Origin of the sequence: Neobacillus sp. PS3-12, assembly GCF_030915385.1 — a bacterium.
Lineage (GTDB): Bacteria > Bacillota > Bacilli > Bacillales > Cytobacillaceae > JAEVLT01.
Window position 1 is genome coordinate 4,278,797 of record NZ_CP133268.1, and the last position, 17,308, is coordinate 4,296,104.

The following is a 17,308-nucleotide window of genomic DNA, read 5'->3' on the forward strand; positions in this document are numbered from 1 at the left end:
ACGTGAGCGTTTTTGTTAATAAAGAAACAAAAGTCATTGTCCAAGGGATTACTGGCGGAACTGCCCGCTTCCATACTAAGCAAATGCTTGAATATGGTACGCAAATTGTTGGGGGAACATCTCCTGGTAAAGCCGGTCAAGAGGTTGAAGGAGTACCTGTGTTCAATACTGTGAAAGAAGCTGTTGATGCGACAGGTGCAAATGCTTCAGTTATCTATGTTCCAGCACCATTTGCAGCAGATTCCATTATTGAAGCTGTCGATGCAGAATTAGATCTTGTCATCTGTATTACAGAACATATTCCAGTATTGGATATGGTAAAGGTTAAGCGTTATATGGAAGGCAAGAAAACTCGCCTTGTCGGACCAAACTGTCCTGGTGTTATCACAGCTGATGAGTGCAAAATAGGTATTATGCCTGGCTATATTCATACAAAAGGCCATGTGGGCGTTGTTTCCCGCTCTGGTACATTAACATACGAAGCAGTACACCAATTAACACAAGCTGGAATTGGCCAAACTACTGCAGTTGGTATCGGTGGAGACCCTGTTAACGGAACAAACTTCATCGATGTTCTAAAAGCATTCAATGAGGATCCAGAAACATACGCAGTGATCATGATTGGTGAAATCGGCGGAACAGCTGAAGAAGAAGCTGCCGAGTGGGTTAAAGCCAACATGACAAAACCTGTTGTCGGCTTCATTGGCGGACGTACAGCACCTCCAGGGAAACGTATGGGACATGCTGGTGCGATTATTTCTGGCGGTAAAGGTACTGCTGATGAAAAAATCCGTGTCATGAATGAATGCGGCATTAAAGTAGCAGATACTCCATCTGTTATGGGTGAAACATTAATCGAAGTATTAAAAGAAAAAGGTCTATACGACCAATGTAAAACTCATTAATTATATACCAGAATAGTCCCTCCCATCACGAGGGGCTATTTCTTCTGCTTAAATAAATTTTTCAAATGGAGGCTTTGGTATGGATGAACTGAAAGAAAGGCTAATTCATTTACTTCATTATCCGAATATTTCGTGGACTGCTGTGTATCAACAATTAAAAAAAGATCCCCACCTATCATCACTCTACCAACAAACTGCAAACGATCTTCAACAATACTTCTCTTCCAAACACAAAAGCTCATTTGAAACCTCGCCGCAATTCATCGAATCCATCCAGTATCAAATTCATCAATACAAGTCAAACGATATTCAAGTAATCTCTATCTTCGATAAGGAATATCCAGAAAGCTTAAAACAAATCTACCAGCCACCATGGGCAATATTTGCCAAGGGAAATCTCTCACTTTTAGGCCGAGAGCCAAAGCTAGCAGTTGTAGGGTCACGTCAAGGATCACAGTATGGAAAAAGTGCTATTCGCTTTATATTCCCCCGCCTAATTGAAAAAGAAGTAGTAATTGTGAGCGGGCTGGCAAAAGGGATAGATACGTTTGCACATGAATCCGCCATCAACCTAAATGGAAGCACGATCGCTGTCATTGCTGGAGGCTTGTATCATATTTATCCTAAAGAGAATACTGATTTGGCATTAGAAATGACGAAAACTCAACTTGTTCTTTCTGAGTATCCGCCAGATACAAAACCTGAAAAATGGCACTTTCCCGCTCGTAATCGAATCATTAGCGGCCTCTCTTTTGGTACATTATTAATAGAAGCCAATATAAAAAGTGGGTCATTAATTACAGCAAACTATGCTGTTAACGAAGGTCGCGAAGTATTTGCTTTACCTGGGAGCATTTTTAATCCTCTTTCTAGCGGTACAAATCATATTATTCAGCAGGGAGCAAAACTTATTACCTCCGCTGAGGGGATATTGGAGGATATGCAGCATTTAATTTCCAAAATTTAGTCTGTTTTCCGATGTTTTTTATGAATTTTTATGGCTTTTAGAAAAAAAGGTTGAAATTCTTGGAGTTATGGTATAAATTTTGCAACAGAAGTTGGAAAAAATGTCCCTTTTCTAATCTTGAAAATTTTGGAAGTGAAAGCGGTTTTATAGCTAATGATTGACAAGCCAGATGAATTATTGAATAATAGTGGATATTTTATTCTTTAAAAAAGTATAATTTTGTTAATTAATGATTTAACGAATTGAAAATAAATTTGAATAAATTGGGGAATAGACATTTGTGCAAAGTATTTTCTTCGGTACAAATTACTAGAATAAGTATTAAAGAAAACTTCTCAAAGGGTATGTCTTCGATTAGTTTATGACTACCCTGCTTGCAAATTTCTTCTATCCCTCTAAGGAGGATGATTGGATGTCAGATTTTCTTGTAATCGTTGAATCTCCGGCAAAAGCAAAAACGATTGAACGATATCTTGGGAACAAATATAAAGTAAAAGCATCCATGGGACACGTACGGGATTTGCCCAGAAGTCAAATGGGCGTAGATGTAGAGAATAATTATGATCCTAAATATATTACAATTCGCGGCAAGGGTCCTGTATTAAAAGAATTGAAAACAGCTGCGAAAAAAGCGAAAAAAATTTATCTCGCAGCTGACCCGGATCGTGAAGGGGAAGCTATTGCTTGGCATTTGGCTCACAGCCTTTCAGTGGATATCCATTCAGATTGCCGTGTTGTTTTTAATGAAATCACCAAGGATGCCATTAAAGAATCGTTTAAACACCCGCGGCCGATCAATATGGACTTAGTTGATGCCCAGCAGGCACGGCGAATTCTTGACCGTCTCGTTGGTTATAACGTCAGTCCGCTTTTATGGAAAAAAATAAAAAAGGGATTAAGCTTTGGCCGTGTGCAAACGGTAGCCGTCCGCCTGATCATTGATAGGGAAAAAGAGATTAAGGATTTTGTTCCAGAAGAATATTGGACAATTGAAGGTGAATTTTTAAAAGGAAAATCGCGATTTAGTGCCTATTTTTACGGGCTTAATCAAGAGAAAAAAGAATTAGGGACAGAAGAAGAGGTAAATAATGTACTAAAGCAGCTAAACGGAAACAAGTTCAAGGTTGTTTCTGTGACAAAAAGGGAACGAAAACGAAATCCAGCACCGCCTTTTACCACTTCATCCTTACAACAGGAAGCAGCAAGAAAGCTTAATTTCCGTGCAAAGAAAACGATGATGCTTGCACAGCACCTTTATGAAGGAATTGAGCTGGGAAAAGAAGGCACAGTCGGTTTAATTACATACATGAGAACTGACTCAACGCGAATTTCTGAAGTAGCACAAACGGAAGCTGCCAATTATATTAAGGAAGAATATGGCGAAAATTATTTAAAAGACGAACAGCGTAAAGAAAAAAAGCAAGCAAATGCACAGGATGCTCACGAAGCGATACGTCCTTCAAGTACGTATCGTGATCCAAACACGATCAAAGATTTTCTTTCAAGAGATCAATTCCGCTTGTATAAATTAATCTGGGACCGCTTCTTGGCGAGTCAAATGGCACCAGCTGTAATGGATACAATGAGTGTAGATTTACAGAATGGAAATGTATTGTTCAGGGCTACAGGATCAAAGGTAAAATTTCCGGGCTTTATGAAGCTTTATGTGGAAGGAACAGATGATCAGGTAGAAGAGAAGGAAAATATGCTTCCAGAATTAAAGGAAGGCGATGAAGTAATCCAAAAAGATTTGGATCAGAAACAGCATTTCACCCAGCCGCCGCCAAGGTATACAGAAGCAAGGCTTGTCAAAACGCTTGAGGAGCTGGGGATAGGCCGCCCGTCTACCTATGCGCCAACATTGGACACGATACAAAAAAGAGGTTATGTATCACTTGATAATAAGCGGTTTATTCCAACAGAGCTTGGTGAAATTATGTTAGAATTAGCGCTTGAATTTTTCCCGGAAGTTCTCGATGTGGAGTTTACTGCGAAGATGGAGCAGGAATTGGACGATGTTGAGGAAGGCAAAGTCCGCTGGGAAAAAATCATCGATGCGTTTTATCAGGAATTTGAAAAGCGCCTGAAAATCGCAGAAGAAGAAATGCAGTCGGTTGAAATTAAGGATGAACCTGCAGGGGAAGATTGCGAACAGTGTGGAAACCCGATGGTGTTTAAAATGGGGCGCTATGGAAAGTTTATGGCCTGCAGTAATTTTCCGGATTGTCGGAACACAAAACCAATTGTGAAAGAAATCGGCGTGACCTGTCCGAAATGTAAGGAAGGTCAAATCATCGAAAGAAGAAGTAAGAAAAAAAGACTCTTTTTCGGATGCAATCGATTTCCAGAGTGTGATTTTCTATCCTGGGATAAACCTTTACCAAGAAGCTGTCCTAAATGTGAAGGCATGCTTGTTGAGAAGAAACTAAAAAAAGGTGTCCAAGTGCAATGTGTGGAATGTGATTACAAAGAAGAACCACAAAGTTAAGGAGTGAGCAGTGCTCACTCCTTTTATTTGGCTAATAAGAAAGCATAAATTTTTTTCCAAAATTTATACTTTCTTATGTCGCACGACGGACAGGATGTCCTAGTCAGGCGAGTGCCACAGGACGTGGCACTCTACGAGCCTGGCAAGTGCAACTACGCCTCTGTCTTCGCCCTTAGGGGCTCGCCAATCGGCGAGTTTTCTTTAAAACTTTGGATCATTTCAATCGTATATAAAATGATCGATGATGGACATGAATAAATTATTAGCGTAAAATAAAGCGGCAATACGATTTACGGAGGTCTGACATGAAAGACGTGACAATAAATGTAATAGGTGCCGGTTTAGCAGGCAGTGAAGCTGCCTGGCAGATCGCCAAAAGAGGGATAAAGGTACGGCTGTATGAGATGCGGCCGATTAAGCAGACTCCCGCGCACCATACCGATAAATTCGCAGAATTAGTTTGCAGCAATTCATTAAGAGCGGATACCTTAACGAATGCTGTTGGTGTATTAAAGGAAGAAATGCGGAAGCTCGACTCCGTCATCATTGCCTCAGCAGACGCTTGTGCTGTTCCAGCTGGTGGGGCTTTAGCTGTTGATCGTCACGAATTTGCTGCCAAGGTAACAGATTCGGTGAAGAATCATGAGAATGTTACCGTGATTAATGAAGAAGTTACTGAAATCCCGGAAGGTCCAACTGTTATAGCATCTGGCCCGTTAACAAGTGAAAGTTTATCCAAAAGCCTAAAAGAGCTTACAGGTGAAGATTATTTATATTTTTATGATGCAGCCGCACCTATTTTAGAAAAAGAAAGCATAAATATGGAAAAGGTGTATCTAAAATCTCGTTATGATAAAGGTGAGGCAGCCTATTTAAATTGCCCAATGACAGAAGAAGAATTTAATCGTTTTTATGACGCACTAATATCAGCGGAAACAGCTGAATTGAAAGAATTTGAAAAAGAAGTTTATTTTGAAGGCTGTATGCCGATTGAGGTAATGGCAAAGCGTGGGATTAAAACAATGCTTTTTGGTCCGATGAAACCAGTTGGTCTTGAAGATCCGCGCACTGGAAAAAGACCATTCGCTGTTGTCCAGCTCAGGCAAGACGATGCTGCAGGTACTCTTTTCAATATTGTTGGTTTTCAAACCCATTTAAAATGGGGTGCCCAAAAAGAGGTAATTCGTTTAATCCCTGGTCTTGAAAATGTTGAAATCGTCCGCTATGGTGTCATGCATCGAAATACGTTTATTAATTCTCCAAAAGTTTTAGAGCCTACCTATCAATTCAAAGGCCATAAGGATTTATTTTTTGCCGGGCAAATGACTGGGGTAGAGGGTTATGTTGAATCGGCTGCCAGCGGTCTGATTGCCGGCATTAATGCTGCAAGGTATGCCATGGGGGAAGAGCCGTTAGAATTTCCAGCGGAAACAGCCATGGGCAGTATGGCAAAATATATTACGACAGCAAATCCTGACCATTTTCAGCCAATGAATGCTAACTTTGGATTATTTCCTGAACTGCCAGTTAAAATAAAAGGCAAGCAGGAAAGAAATCTTGAGCATGCAAACCGAGCATTAGGGACAATTCAGAACTTTGTGAAGGTTTTGTAAATTTTATTGCAAGGGCTTTTGAAGTGTGTTACTATTTAGTAGCCCTTGCAAAGAAAAAGGTTGGCAAATATGGACGTTTTATTAAAGTTATTTATTGAATATTTACAAATGGAGCGGAATTATTCAAAATATACAATTGAACATTATGAACAAATGATAAAGGAATTTTTTTTGTTCATGTCTGAGCAAGCAATAAAAGAGGTAAATGATGTTCAATATTCAGACGCAAGGCTATATTTAACCAAGCTGTATGAAAAAAAACTCGCTAAGAAAACAATGGCTAAAAAGATTTCCTGTTTACGGAGCTTTTATAAATTTTTACTTCGTGAAAAAATTGTTGATGCGAACCCATTCACACTTTTGACCATTCCAAAGGCCGAAAAAAGATTGCCACAGTTTTTTTATGAAAGTGAGATGCAGTTGTTATTTCAGTCTTGCGAAACAGAAACTTCTCTGGGACAGCGCAATAAAGCCTTACTAGAACTTCTTTATGCAACAGGCATTCGTGTCAGTGAATGTTGTCAAATTCGGATTTCTGAAGTGGATTTCTTTCTGTCAACTGTTTTAATCCATGGAAAAGGTCAAAAGGATCGGTATTTGCCATTCGGCAGTATTGCGAGACAATCATTAGAACTTTACATAAACAGTGGAAGAAAAAAGCTGATGTCTGAAAAGAGCGAACATGATGTTTTATTTGTAAATCATCGTGGCGGTCCCTTGACAGCAAGGGGAGTCCGAAATATCCTTAGCAGCATGATTGAAGAATCGTCGTTAAATGGACATATTCATCCCCATATGCTACGCCATTCATTTGCTACTCATTTGTTAAACAATGGTGCGGATTTACGCTCGGTCCAAGAATTATTGGGGCATGCTTTTTTGTCTTCTACACAGGTTTATACCCATGTAACAAAGGAACGATTACGAAAAACGTATATGGAGCACCATCCTAGGGCATAAATGAAAAAAGTTTAAAACATAGACACATATACATTTTTTCTTTATTGTAAATAAGTTTTTCACGTTTTTTATTAGGTATAACTCCGATAAGCCAGATGATAAAGGAGGAAATTCAATGTCTGAATTTCATGCAACAACTATATTTGCCATTCACCATAATGGACAATGTTCAATGGCCGGGGACGGACAGGTAACACTTGGAAATTCAGTTGTGATGAAACACACTGCAAGAAAAGTGAGAAAGATTTTTAATGGAAAGGTATTAGCTGGGTTCGCAGGCTCTGTTGCCGATGCTTTTACGCTTTTTGAAATGTTTGAAGGAAAATTACAAGAATATAATGGAAATTTGCAAAGGGCCTCAGTTGAACTTGCACAGCAGTGGAGAAGTGATAAAGTATTACGAAAGCTTGAAGCCATGCTGATTGTAATGAACAGGGAAGATATATTGTTAGTTTCAGGAACTGGTGAAGTGATCGAGCCTGATGATGGAATCTTAGCCATTGGTTCTGGAGGGAACTATGCACTAGCTGCAGGACGCGCATTAAAACAGTTTTCTGGTGATCAACTTACTGCAAAAGAAATTGCTAAAGCTTCATTGGAAATAGCAGCAGATATTTGCGTATTTACCAATCATAATATCATTGTGGAAGAGCTATAAACGGGAAGGAGTAGATTATTCATGGCAAAAATAACGAATTTAACCCCCCGCCAAATTGTTGAAAGATTGGATCAATATATCATTGGCCAAAAAGATGCAAAAAAGGCGGTAGCTGTTGCACTTAGGAATCGATATCGCAGAGAATTGCTTAATGAGAAGCTTCGAGACGAAGTAATTCCAAAAAATATATTAATGATTGGACCAACCGGTGTTGGAAAAACTGAAATTGCTAGAAGGATGGCCAAAATTGTTGGTGCACCGTTTGTGAAAGTGGAAGCCACCAAGTTTACTGAGGTTGGCTATGTTGGCCGTGATGTTGAATCCATGGTAAGGGACCTGGTTGAGACTTCAATCCGACTAGTAAAAGAGGACAGAATGCTGAGCGTCAAGGAACGAGCTGAGGAAAGTGCGAATCGCCGCTTAGTGGACTTATTAGTACCTGCAGCGAAAAAACAAAATAATTATAAAAATCCGCTTGAAATGTTGTTCGGTGGCGGGAATTCCCAATCAGAACCAGATCAGGATTCTTCCGATGACTACTCCATTAATGAAAAAAGAAAGGTCATCAAAGGGAAACTTGAATTAGGGCAGCTTGAAGATGAAATCGTTACCGTTGAGGTTGAAGAGCAAGCACCTTCCATGTTTGACATGCTTCAGGGTTCTGGTATGGAACAAATGGGCATGAATATGCAGGATATGCTCGGCGGGCTAATGCCGAAAAAACATAAAAAGCGGAAATTAACGGTTCGTGAAGCTCGAAAAGTGTTAACAAATGAGGAAGCCCAAAAATTAATCGATATGGACGAAGTCACGCAAGAGGCGGTATTCAGAGCAGAACAAACTGGAATCATCTTTATTGATGAAATTGATAAGATCGCAAGTAAAAACCAAGGCGGTTCATCTGCAGATGTTTCAAGGGAAGGTGTGCAAAGGGATATTCTACCAGTTGTTGAAGGCTCAACAGTGGTCACGAAATATGGTTCCGTTAAAACTGATCATATTTTATTCATTGCAGCTGGAGCATTTCATATGGCAAAGCCGTCTGATTTAATCCCAGAACTGCAAGGACGTTTCCCGATCCGTGTAGAGCTGACAAAACTTAATGTAGATGATTTCTTTAGAATCTTAATTGAACCTGATAACGCTTTAATTAAACAATATCAGGCTTTATTGGAAACTGAAGGTATAGAAATTGAATTTTCTGACGATGCTATTCGTAGGATTGCAGAAGTAGCATTTGACGTAAATCAAAATACTGACAATATTGGGGCCAGACGACTTCATACGATTTTGGAAAAATTGTTAGAGGACCTTTCCTTTGAAGCACCTGATATCTCAATGGAGAAGGTTACAATTACTCCTCAATATGTTGATGAAAAACTGGGAGCAATCTCTAAAAATAAAGACCTTAGTCAGTTTATCCTTTAGGCGGTGAAAGCCTGTTCTAAAAACTAAATTAATATACCAAGAAATAGTTATATTACTCATATAGAAAAAACATCAAAGTAATTGTTGCAGTTACTGTAGGAGGAAGAAGTAAATGGATTTATTAACAAAAACAAGAAAGATTAATGCATTATTACAAAAAGCAGCTGGTAAGCCGGTTAACTTCAAAGAAATGTCAGAGACATTAAGTGAAATCATTGAAGCAAATATTTTTGTTGTCAGCCGCCGCGGCAAACTTTTAGGTGTTGCTATTCATCAGCATATTGAAAATGAGCGCCTTAAAAAATACTTTGAAGATCGTCAATTCCCAGAAGACTATACAAAAGGTTTGTTTAATATCCAAGAAACATCATCTAACTTAACGGTGGAAAGTGAATATACTGCATTCCCAGTTGAAAATAAAGATTTGTTTGTTGAAGGCTTAACGACAATTGTGCCGATTATCGGCGGCGGGGAACGTCTAGGAACATTGATTCTTGCAAGGGTACAAAATAAATTTGATGATGATGATCTAATTCTTGCTGAATACGGCGCTACCGTTGTAGGTATGGAAATCCTTCGTGAAAAAGCTGAGGAAATTGAGGAAGAAGCAAGAAGCAAAGCAGTTGTCCAAATGGCAATTAGCTCCCTTTCTTATAGTGAGTTAGAAGCGATTGAACATATTTTTGAAGAATTAAACGGTCACGAAGGCCTTTTGGTTGCATCAAAAATTGCTGACCGAGTTGGTATTACGCGTTCCGTTATTGTTAATGCATTAAGAAAACTTGAAAGTGCCGGTGTAATCGAATCCCGATCACTTGGTATGAAGGGAACCTACATTAAAGTATTGAACGATAAATTCCTTGTTGAACTTGATAAGCTAAGAGCAAATTAATAATGAACTTAAAAATCCCTAATTGGAAAATGAAATTTCCGATTAGGGATTTTTCTTTTTTTGTAAAAAAATATAGGTATATGTACCCAATAATATTTTACTGAAATATAATACTATAAGAACAGTGGCATCTAACGAGATCAAGTTTCGACATATTTCTAACTTAATAATACTAAAAAACAAAAAACGGAACTTTTGGTATAGGTAAAATAGGCACAAAAAATTACTTTTACCTACATAGACAGATTATTGCAGATTCTTTACAATAAAATAATAAGATTGTCATATTTCGCGCGAATATTTTCTAACAAAATCCTCCATTTTTCTCAATTTTGTCGAAAGAGGTGTATTTCTTGAAGTTATTTTCGAATACCTTTACTTCATTAGAGCAAGCACTAAACTATTCATCCTTAAAACAGAAGGTTATTTCACAAAATATAGCAAACGCAGACACGCCGAATTACAAGGCACAGGATGTAAGCTTTAAAGCAGTCCTTCAAAATGAATTGGGGCTGAACTTCACGACAAACCGGACGGATGCTCGTCATATTGATTTTTCTGATAGTTCAGCTGCAAATCCTGCAATCATTACCCGTCCAAATGTACAGTATAACAATAACGGAAACAGTGTGGATCTTGACCAAGAAATGTCGGATTTAGCAAAAAATCAAATTTATTATGATGCCCTCGTCGAGCAGGAGAATAACAAGTTTGCTGCACTAAAGAATGTTATTAGTGGAGGTAAATAAGGATGTCAATTTTTCAAAGTATGAATACAACGGCCTCTGCATTAACAGCCCAGCGGCTTAGAATGGATGTTATTTCCTCTAATATGGCTAACGCAGATACAACACATGGAAAGCTTGTCAACGGAAAATGGGTGCCATATACACGGAAAGCAGTCGTTTTGCAACCGAAAGAAAATTCTTTCTCGTCATACTTACAAACGGCGATTAATCAAGATGACGGGACAAATTCAGCTGGAAATGGTGTAATGGTCTCGCAAATAAAGGATGATACGAGTACACCATATAAAACAGTTTATGATCCTGAAAACCCTGATGCTAATCAGGATGGTTATGTTGAGCTTCCGAATGTAGACCCACTAAGGGAGATGACTGACTTAATCAGTGCAACGCGGTCTTATGAAGCCAATGTTACGGTTTTAAATGCTTCTAAAGGAATGATGATGAAGGCACTTGAAATCGGAAAATAAGGAGGATAAGTGGATGGCAAACGTATCATTACCATCTGTACAACAGATTTTTACGACTAATAATACCAATACAACGAAACCTACTACACCATTCGAAACACAAAACAGTTTTGCGTCCGTACTTAAGGATTCCATTGCCCAGCTTAATCAATCACAGGTTGATGCGGATAATATGACCAATAAGTTAATAAATGGTGATAATGTGGACCTTTCCCAAGTGATGATTGCTCAGCAAAAAGCAAATGTTACTTTGCAGGCTGCGGTAGAGGTTCGGAACAAAGTCATTGATGCCTATCAAGAAATGATGAGAATGCAAGTTTAATAGAGTTTACATAAGAATGGGGTTATAGCTGTCAAGAAATCAGACAGACTAACCGGGGAATAACATGAACGAAATCATAAAGAAATATGCAAATCAGATTAAAAATTTTTGGCTAAGCAGGACAAAGAAGCAAAAAGGAATCTATATAGGTTCTTTGCTGCTTCTTATTGCTGTCATTGCGATTTCGTCCTTTTTTATTTTAAAGACGACCTATGTGCCACTATACAGCAATCTTTCTGCCTCGGAAGCGGGGACGATTAAACAAAGCCTTGATACAAAAGGAGTTAAATCAGAACTTGCCGATGGCGGCACTACAATCAAAGTACCTGATAATGTTGTTGATTCTTTGAAGGTTCAGCTTGCTTCTGAAGGTCTTCCGAAAACAGGCAGTATTGATTATTCTTTTTTCAGCCAAAATGCCGGACTCGGAACAACCGACAACGAATTTAACATGATTAAACTTGATGCGATGCAAACAGAACTAGCCAATTTAATTAAAGGAATTGAGGGTGTTCAGGACGCAAAAGTGATGATTAACCTTCCGGAAAAAGGTATTTTTGTAACTGATAAAGGCGAATCAGCTTCTGCCTCAATCGTATTAACGGTGAAGCCGGGGTATCAATTCAGTGAAGCGCAGATTAAAGGACTTTATCAGCTTGTTTCAAAAAGTGTCCCTAACCTTCCTACTGATAATATCGTCATTATGAACCAATACTTTGAGTACTTTGACTTAAATAATAAAAATAATTCCATTGCTTCAACTTATTCAACAGATAATGATGTGAAAAAACAAATAGAAAGAGATATTCAGCAGCAAGTTCAAACAATGCTCGGTACATTGATGGGGCCAGGTAAGGCAGTAGTTTCAGTATCTGCAGATATTGATTTTACTCAGGAAAAACAGCAGCAAGACTTAGTTCAACCAGTTGATAAGGATAATATGAAGGGCATTGCCGTCAGCGCAGAAAATATTAAAGAAGCATTTACCGGAAATGGCAGCCAAGCTGGAGGTACCCCTCAGGCAGAGACAACAACAGATTCCAGCGGATCCAATTACCTCTCTGGAACCGGATCAAATGGAGATTACGAAAAAACGGATGACAAAGTAAATTATGAAGTCAATCGTATTCATAAACAAATTTCTGAAAGTCCATATAAGATCCGTGATTTAGGTATCCAAGTGTTAGTAGAACCGCCAAACCCAAAAAAGACGAGCTCACTTTCAAAATCCACGATTAATGATATCACAAGCATCTTAGGAACGATTGTCAGAACAAGTATTGATAAAAGCAGTATTCCAAAACCATTAACAAATCAAGATATAAAAAATAAAATTGTTGTTTCTGTGCAGCCATTTAATGGAAAAACAGATACCACAATAGCAACAAAAGGATCACTGCCATGGTGGGCCTTTGTGGTCGGAGGAGTTCTTCTTGCGGCAGTATTGGTATTATTATTTTTATTTTTACGATCTAAAAAGGCTGCTAGAATGGTTGAGGGTATCGAGGATGTTCCCCAAGAGGAAACTGTTCATATTCCAGATGTGAATGAGGAACATGAAAATGAGAATACATTACGCAGAAAGCAGTTAGAAAAAATGGCAAAAGATCATCCAGAAGACTTTGCCAAGCTATTAAGGACATGGATTGCAGAAGAATGATCAAGAGGAGGAACGAATATGGCAAAAAGGGAACAAAAAGGGCTATCCGGCAAACAAAAAGCAGCCGTCCTCCTCATCTCGCTTGGACCCGATATTTCAGCTAATGTGTATAAACACTTAAATGAAGAAGAAATTGAAAAATTAACACTAGAGATTTCCGGGGTAAAAAAGGTAGATTCGTTGACGAAAGAAGAGATTTTGGAAGAATTTCATAGCATTGCGCTTGCTCAAGATTACATTACCCAAGGAGGAATCGGATATGCAAAAACGATCCTTGAAAAAGCACTGGGCCATGAACAAGCGACGACAATTATTAATCGTTTAACCTCCTCACTGCAAGTACGTCCATTTGATTTTGCACGAAAAGCGGATCCTGCTCAAATTTTAAATTTTATTCAAAATGAACATCCGCAAACGATTGCTTTAATTTTATCTTATTTGGATGCAGCACAAGCAGGGCAAATCTTGTCAGAATTGCCGCAGGAAATTCAGGCAGATATTGCCAGAAGAATTGCCGTTATGGATAGTACTTCTCCAGAGATTATAAATGAAGTAGAACAAATTCTCGAAAGAAAGCTTTCTGCTACAGTCACACAGGATTACACCAATACAGGCGGCATTGAGACCGTGGTGGAAGTTTTAAATGGAGTAGACCGTTCTACGGAAAGAACAATTTTGGATGCTCTTGAAATTCAAGATCCAGAACTAGCAGAAGAAATTAAAAAGCGCATGTTCGTGTTTGAAGATATCGTTACACTTGATAGCCGTGCAATTCAGCGGGTGATAAGGGATTGTGAGAACGAGGATTTACTGCTTGCCCTTAAGGTATCCAGTGAAGAAGTCAAAGAAATTATCTTTAAGAATATGTCACAGCGGATGGTCGAAACATTTAAAGATGAGATTGAATATATGGGTCCTGTAAGATTACGAGACGTGGAGGAGGCCCAATCGAGGATCGTTGCCGCCATCCGCCGTTTAGAGGAAGCCGGTGAGATCGTGGTAGCCCGTGGTGGAGGGGATGATATTATTGTCTAAAATAATTAAATCGCAATGGGCGCAAGCCATTTATGATGATCAAAAGATCATTTCCATAAAAGTACTGGAATCTGTGAATGAAAGTGATTCATTAGCTGATATGAATTTCCAAGCTGCGGCTAAGCAAAAAGAACTGTTAAACCAGGCCTATTCCCAGGCGGAAGTGATTGTCAACGAAGCTGAATTTCAGGCAAAGTCTATCCGCAATCAAATACTGCAAGAAAAAAGTGCTTGGGAGCAAGAAAAAGCAAGGCTAATAGAAGAGGCCAAGCATGAGGGATTTTCAAAAGGTTTTGATAATGGAAAGATGCAAGGACGTAAGGAATATCACGAAAAGATTCTTTTCGCCCAAGAGGTTATTAAAACAGCGAAAAAGGATTATGAATCGCAGGTTGCTCTAGCAGAAAAGACGATTCTAAAAATTGGAATAAGTGCTGCAGAAAAAATACTTGGGGAGAAGCTGGATGAAAGTGAAGATTGTTTCGGTGCAATTGTGAAAAGAGCCTTAAAAGAAGCACGTGAATCCCGTGAAGTTCAGCTTCATGTTCATCCTTGCCACTACGATTTTCTTCTTTCAAGAAAAGACGAATTGGCCGTTATTTTCCCAATGGAAACTAGTATCTATATATTTCCAAATGATGAATTAACAGAAAACAGCTGTTATGTTGAATCTGCAAACGGTCGAATAGATGCCAGTATTGATAGTCAGCTAGAGGAGCTTAAACGAAAGCTTCTTGAACTGTTGGAGAGTGAATCTTAATGAGCATAGCGAATTTGCTAGAGCGGCTTCCTGAAATTGATACTTTTAAACGATTTGGCCGCGTAAAGCGAGTTGTGGGTTTGATGATCGAATCACAGGGGCCTGAAAGCTCAATTGGCGACGTTTGCTTTATCCACGTGGGGACAACAAAAAAACGCAAAATACAAGCTGAAGTTGTTGGTTTTAAGAATGAGGACGTAATCTTAATGCCCTATACATCAATACAGGATATTTCCCCTGGAAGTTTAGTAGAGGCAACAATGAAGCCTCTTGAAATCAAGGTAGGATCTGGTTTGATCGGTAATGTCGTTGATTCACTTGGTCAGCCCTTAGATGGCACGCTATTACCGAAGGGATTAACAAGTGTTCCAACAGACCAAACTCCGCCCAATCCGATGCAGCGTCCGCCAATAAGAGAATCTATTGAAGTCGGTGTTCGCGTTATTGATAGCATGCTTACAGTTGGGAACGGTCAGCGGGTAGGTATTTTTGCAGGAAGTGGCGTTGGAAAAAGTACACTGCTTGGGATGATTGCCCGAAATACCACGGCAGATTTAAACGTGATTGCCTTAATTGGCGAACGGGGCCGAGAAGTACGCGAGTTTATTGACCGCGATCTTGGCGAAGAGGGGTTAAAACGATCGATTGTTGTTGTCGCTACATCCGATCAGCCGGCGTTAATGAGGATAAAAGGTGCATTTACGGCAACAGCGATAGCCGAATATTTTCGGGATAAAGGGCTAAACGTCATGATGATGATGGATTCCGTTACACGTGTTGCGATGGCACAGCGTGAGGTTGGGCTTGCTGTCGGTGAACCGCCAACAACCAAAGGATATACTCCATCTGTTTTTGCGATTCTGCCAAAATTGCTTGAGCGAACTGGAACAAATAAGCATGGTTCGATTACCGCTTTTTATACGGTTTTGGTGGATGGTGATGATATGAATGAACCGATTGCAGATACAGTTAGGGGCATACTTGACGGCCATTTTATCTTATCTCGCGAACTGGCAAATAAAGGACAATATCCGGCGATCGACGTCTTAAACAGCATTAGTCGGGTCATGAATAATATTGTTACAAAGGATCATGTCAGGTCCGCTGAAAGATTGAGAGATTTGCTTAGCACCTATATAACTTCAGAGGATCTGATTAACATTGGTGCCTATAAAAAAGGTTCTTCCAAGGAAATTGATGAAGCGATTCAAATGTACCCGCAAATTATTTCGTTTTTAAAGCAAGGTACAGAGGAAAAGGTTTCAATGGAGGAAGGGGTCAATCGTTTATTTCAGTTAATAGGAAAAGGTGTGTAGACTGTGGCTTATCAATATAAATTTGACAAGATCCTTCATGTTAAAGAAAAAGAAAAAGGCGATTGCTTAGCAGCATATCAAACTTCAGTTCAAAAGTTTGAAGAGGCTGCAGAGACGCTGTACGAATTTTTAAAGAAAAAAGAGGATTTAGAATCCTACCAATCCTCTAAGCTCTCAAGCGGCTTAGCTGTACAGGAAATCCGTCATCATCAACAATTTATCTCAAATTTACAAAACAGTATTGAATATTATCAAAAAATGGTGATAAATGCTCGGAATCGGATGAATCATTATCAGGAAAAGCTGATTGAAAGCAACGTCGAAGTGCAGAAATACGTAAAAATGAAGGAAAAAGATTTTTTACACTATTTAAACGGAATAAAGTTTCAAGAGGCTAAACAAATGGATGATGTCTCGATTCAAGTATTTATGAATCGGGGGATTTGATTGTGGCGAAGAAAATAGAAAAAGAGATAGAAATCATGGAAGAAACGAAAGTTAAACCCTTTCAGAAATTTTTATTGCTAGTGCTAATTCCACTCTTAATCGTTATAACCCTAGGATTAATCATTGCTACAGCAACAGGTGTAAATGTTTTTGAAAAAGCAAAATCATATACTGCGAAAATTCCAATTGTAGGCAGTTTAGCTCAAAAGGAAAATGCAGCCGGCATTAAAAATATTGAGAAGAATGTAAATGACCTTCAAAATCAGCTTAACGATCGGAATGCGGAAATTACCCAGCTTCAAGAAAAGCTTGATAGCAAAGACACTGAATTGCAAAAGGCAAAATTGGATAACAGTCAGCTTCAGCAGGACATGAAAGACCTCAATGCTGCCCAAAAAGAAAGCAAACGGGCCTTAAAGGATATCGTAAGTACATATGAAACGATGTCTCCTAAAAAATCCGCACCCATTATTGCAAAAATGACAGATACAGAAGCGTTAAAAATATTGTCAAGCGTTAAACCAGAGGCGCTTGCCGCAATTATGGAAAATATGGATTCAACCCAAGCTGCAAGATTTACAGAGTTAATGACAAATACAGATGCCAGCAGCCAACCTAGTAAACCTTAAAATCTTTTTCCT

At 38.9% G+C, this 17,308-nt stretch carries 17 protein-coding genes; all 17 read left to right on the forward strand.

Annotated features, from left to right (window positions below; all coding sequences use genetic code 11):
• Nucleotides 1-2: 2 nt before the first annotated feature.
• The 17 genes from sucD (at nucleotide 3) to RCG17_RS21710 (ending at nucleotide 17,296) form a co-directional block, all read left to right on the forward strand.
• A complete protein-coding gene (gene sucD / locus RCG17_RS21630; RefSeq protein WP_308172125.1) occupies nucleotides 3-905 on the forward strand; it encodes a succinate--CoA ligase subunit alpha in 903 nt (300 codons plus the stop codon).
• Between the two features lie 79 nt (nucleotides 906-984).
• Nucleotides 985-1,872, forward strand: coding sequence for a DNA-processing protein DprA (dprA, locus tag RCG17_RS21635; RefSeq protein ID WP_308172126.1), 888 nt, complete (start codon nucleotides 985-987; stop codon nucleotides 1,870-1,872).
• A gap of 412 nt (nucleotides 1,873-2,284) precedes the next feature.
• The gene (gene topA / locus RCG17_RS21640) at nucleotides 2,285-4,360 is read left to right on the forward strand and encodes a type I DNA topoisomerase (protein WP_308172127.1); all 2,076 of its coding nucleotides are present in this window, start codon (nucleotides 2,285-2,287) and stop codon (nucleotides 4,358-4,360) included.
• 305 nt (nucleotides 4,361-4,665) lie between these two features.
• The gene (trmFO, locus tag RCG17_RS21645; RefSeq protein WP_308172128.1) at nucleotides 4,666-5,973 is read left to right on the forward strand and encodes an FADH(2)-oxidizing methylenetetrahydrofolate--tRNA-(uracil(54)-C(5))-methyltransferase TrmFO; all 1,308 of its coding nucleotides are present in this window, start codon (nucleotides 4,666-4,668) and stop codon (nucleotides 5,971-5,973) included.
• Between the two features lie 60 nt (nucleotides 5,974-6,033).
• Nucleotides 6,034-6,933, forward strand: a complete 900-nt coding sequence (xerC, locus tag RCG17_RS21650; protein ID WP_374120859.1) for a tyrosine recombinase XerC — start codon at nucleotides 6,034-6,036, stop codon at nucleotides 6,931-6,933.
• A gap of 115 nt (nucleotides 6,934-7,048) precedes the next feature.
• Nucleotides 7,049-7,591 (forward strand): ATP-dependent protease subunit HslV, encoded by a 543-nt coding sequence (gene hslV, locus RCG17_RS21655; protein ID WP_308172130.1) that lies wholly within the window; start codon nucleotides 7,049-7,051, stop codon nucleotides 7,589-7,591.
• Between the two features lie 21 nt (nucleotides 7,592-7,612).
• Entirely contained in the window at nucleotides 7,613-9,019 is a 1,407-nt protein-coding gene (gene hslU, locus RCG17_RS21660) for an ATP-dependent protease ATPase subunit HslU (protein ID WP_308172131.1), read from the forward strand.
• Nucleotides 9,020-9,131: 112 nt separating this feature from the next.
• On the forward strand, nucleotides 9,132-9,911 hold the full coding sequence (gene codY, locus RCG17_RS21665) for a GTP-sensing pleiotropic transcriptional regulator CodY (RefSeq protein WP_308172132.1): 780 nt from the start codon (nucleotides 9,132-9,134) through the stop codon (nucleotides 9,909-9,911).
• Nucleotides 9,912-10,255: 344 nt separating this feature from the next.
• The gene (gene flgB, locus RCG17_RS21670) at nucleotides 10,256-10,660 is read left to right on the forward strand and encodes a flagellar basal body rod protein FlgB (protein WP_308172133.1); all 405 of its coding nucleotides are present in this window, start codon (nucleotides 10,256-10,258) and stop codon (nucleotides 10,658-10,660) included.
• Nucleotides 10,661-10,662: 2 nt separating this feature from the next.
• Nucleotides 10,663-11,127, forward strand: a complete 465-nt coding sequence (gene flgC / locus RCG17_RS21675; protein WP_308172134.1) for a flagellar basal body rod protein FlgC — start codon at nucleotides 10,663-10,665, stop codon at nucleotides 11,125-11,127.
• Nucleotides 11,128-11,140: 13 nt separating this feature from the next.
• Nucleotides 11,141-11,449: a flagellar hook-basal body complex protein FliE gene (gene fliE, locus RCG17_RS21680; RefSeq protein WP_308172135.1), complete on the forward strand. Its 309-nt coding sequence runs from the start codon at nucleotides 11,141-11,143 to the stop codon at nucleotides 11,447-11,449.
• Nucleotides 11,450-11,513: 64 nt separating this feature from the next.
• A complete protein-coding gene (gene fliF, locus RCG17_RS21685; RefSeq protein ID WP_308172136.1) occupies nucleotides 11,514-13,109 on the forward strand; it encodes a flagellar basal-body MS-ring/collar protein FliF in 1,596 nt (531 codons plus the stop codon).
• 18 nt (nucleotides 13,110-13,127) lie between these two features.
• On the forward strand, nucleotides 13,128-14,144 hold the full coding sequence (fliG, locus tag RCG17_RS21690; RefSeq protein ID WP_308172137.1) for a flagellar motor switch protein FliG: 1,017 nt from the start codon (nucleotides 13,128-13,130) through the stop codon (nucleotides 14,142-14,144).
• Entirely contained in the window at nucleotides 14,128-14,904 is a 777-nt protein-coding gene (gene fliH, locus RCG17_RS21695; RefSeq protein ID WP_308172138.1) for a flagellar assembly protein FliH, read from the forward strand. The genes fliG and fliH overlap by 17 nt, the downstream gene beginning before the upstream one ends.
• On the forward strand, nucleotides 14,904-16,220 hold the full coding sequence (gene fliI / locus RCG17_RS21700; RefSeq protein WP_308172139.1) for a flagellar protein export ATPase FliI: 1,317 nt from the start codon (nucleotides 14,904-14,906) through the stop codon (nucleotides 16,218-16,220). The genes fliH and fliI overlap by 1 nt, the downstream gene beginning before the upstream one ends.
• 3 nt (nucleotides 16,221-16,223) lie before the next feature.
• Complete coding sequence (gene fliJ / locus RCG17_RS21705; RefSeq protein WP_308172140.1) at nucleotides 16,224-16,667, forward strand: flagellar export protein FliJ; 444 nt, start codon at nucleotides 16,224-16,226, stop codon at nucleotides 16,665-16,667.
• A 2-nt stretch (nucleotides 16,668-16,669) separates the two neighbouring features.
• Nucleotides 16,670-17,296 carry a MotE family protein gene (locus tag RCG17_RS21710; protein ID WP_308172141.1) on the forward strand — a complete coding sequence of 209 codons (627 nt, stop codon included), beginning with the start codon at nucleotides 16,670-16,672 and terminating at the stop codon, nucleotides 17,294-17,296.
• Nucleotides 17,297-17,308 lie beyond the last annotated feature (12 nt).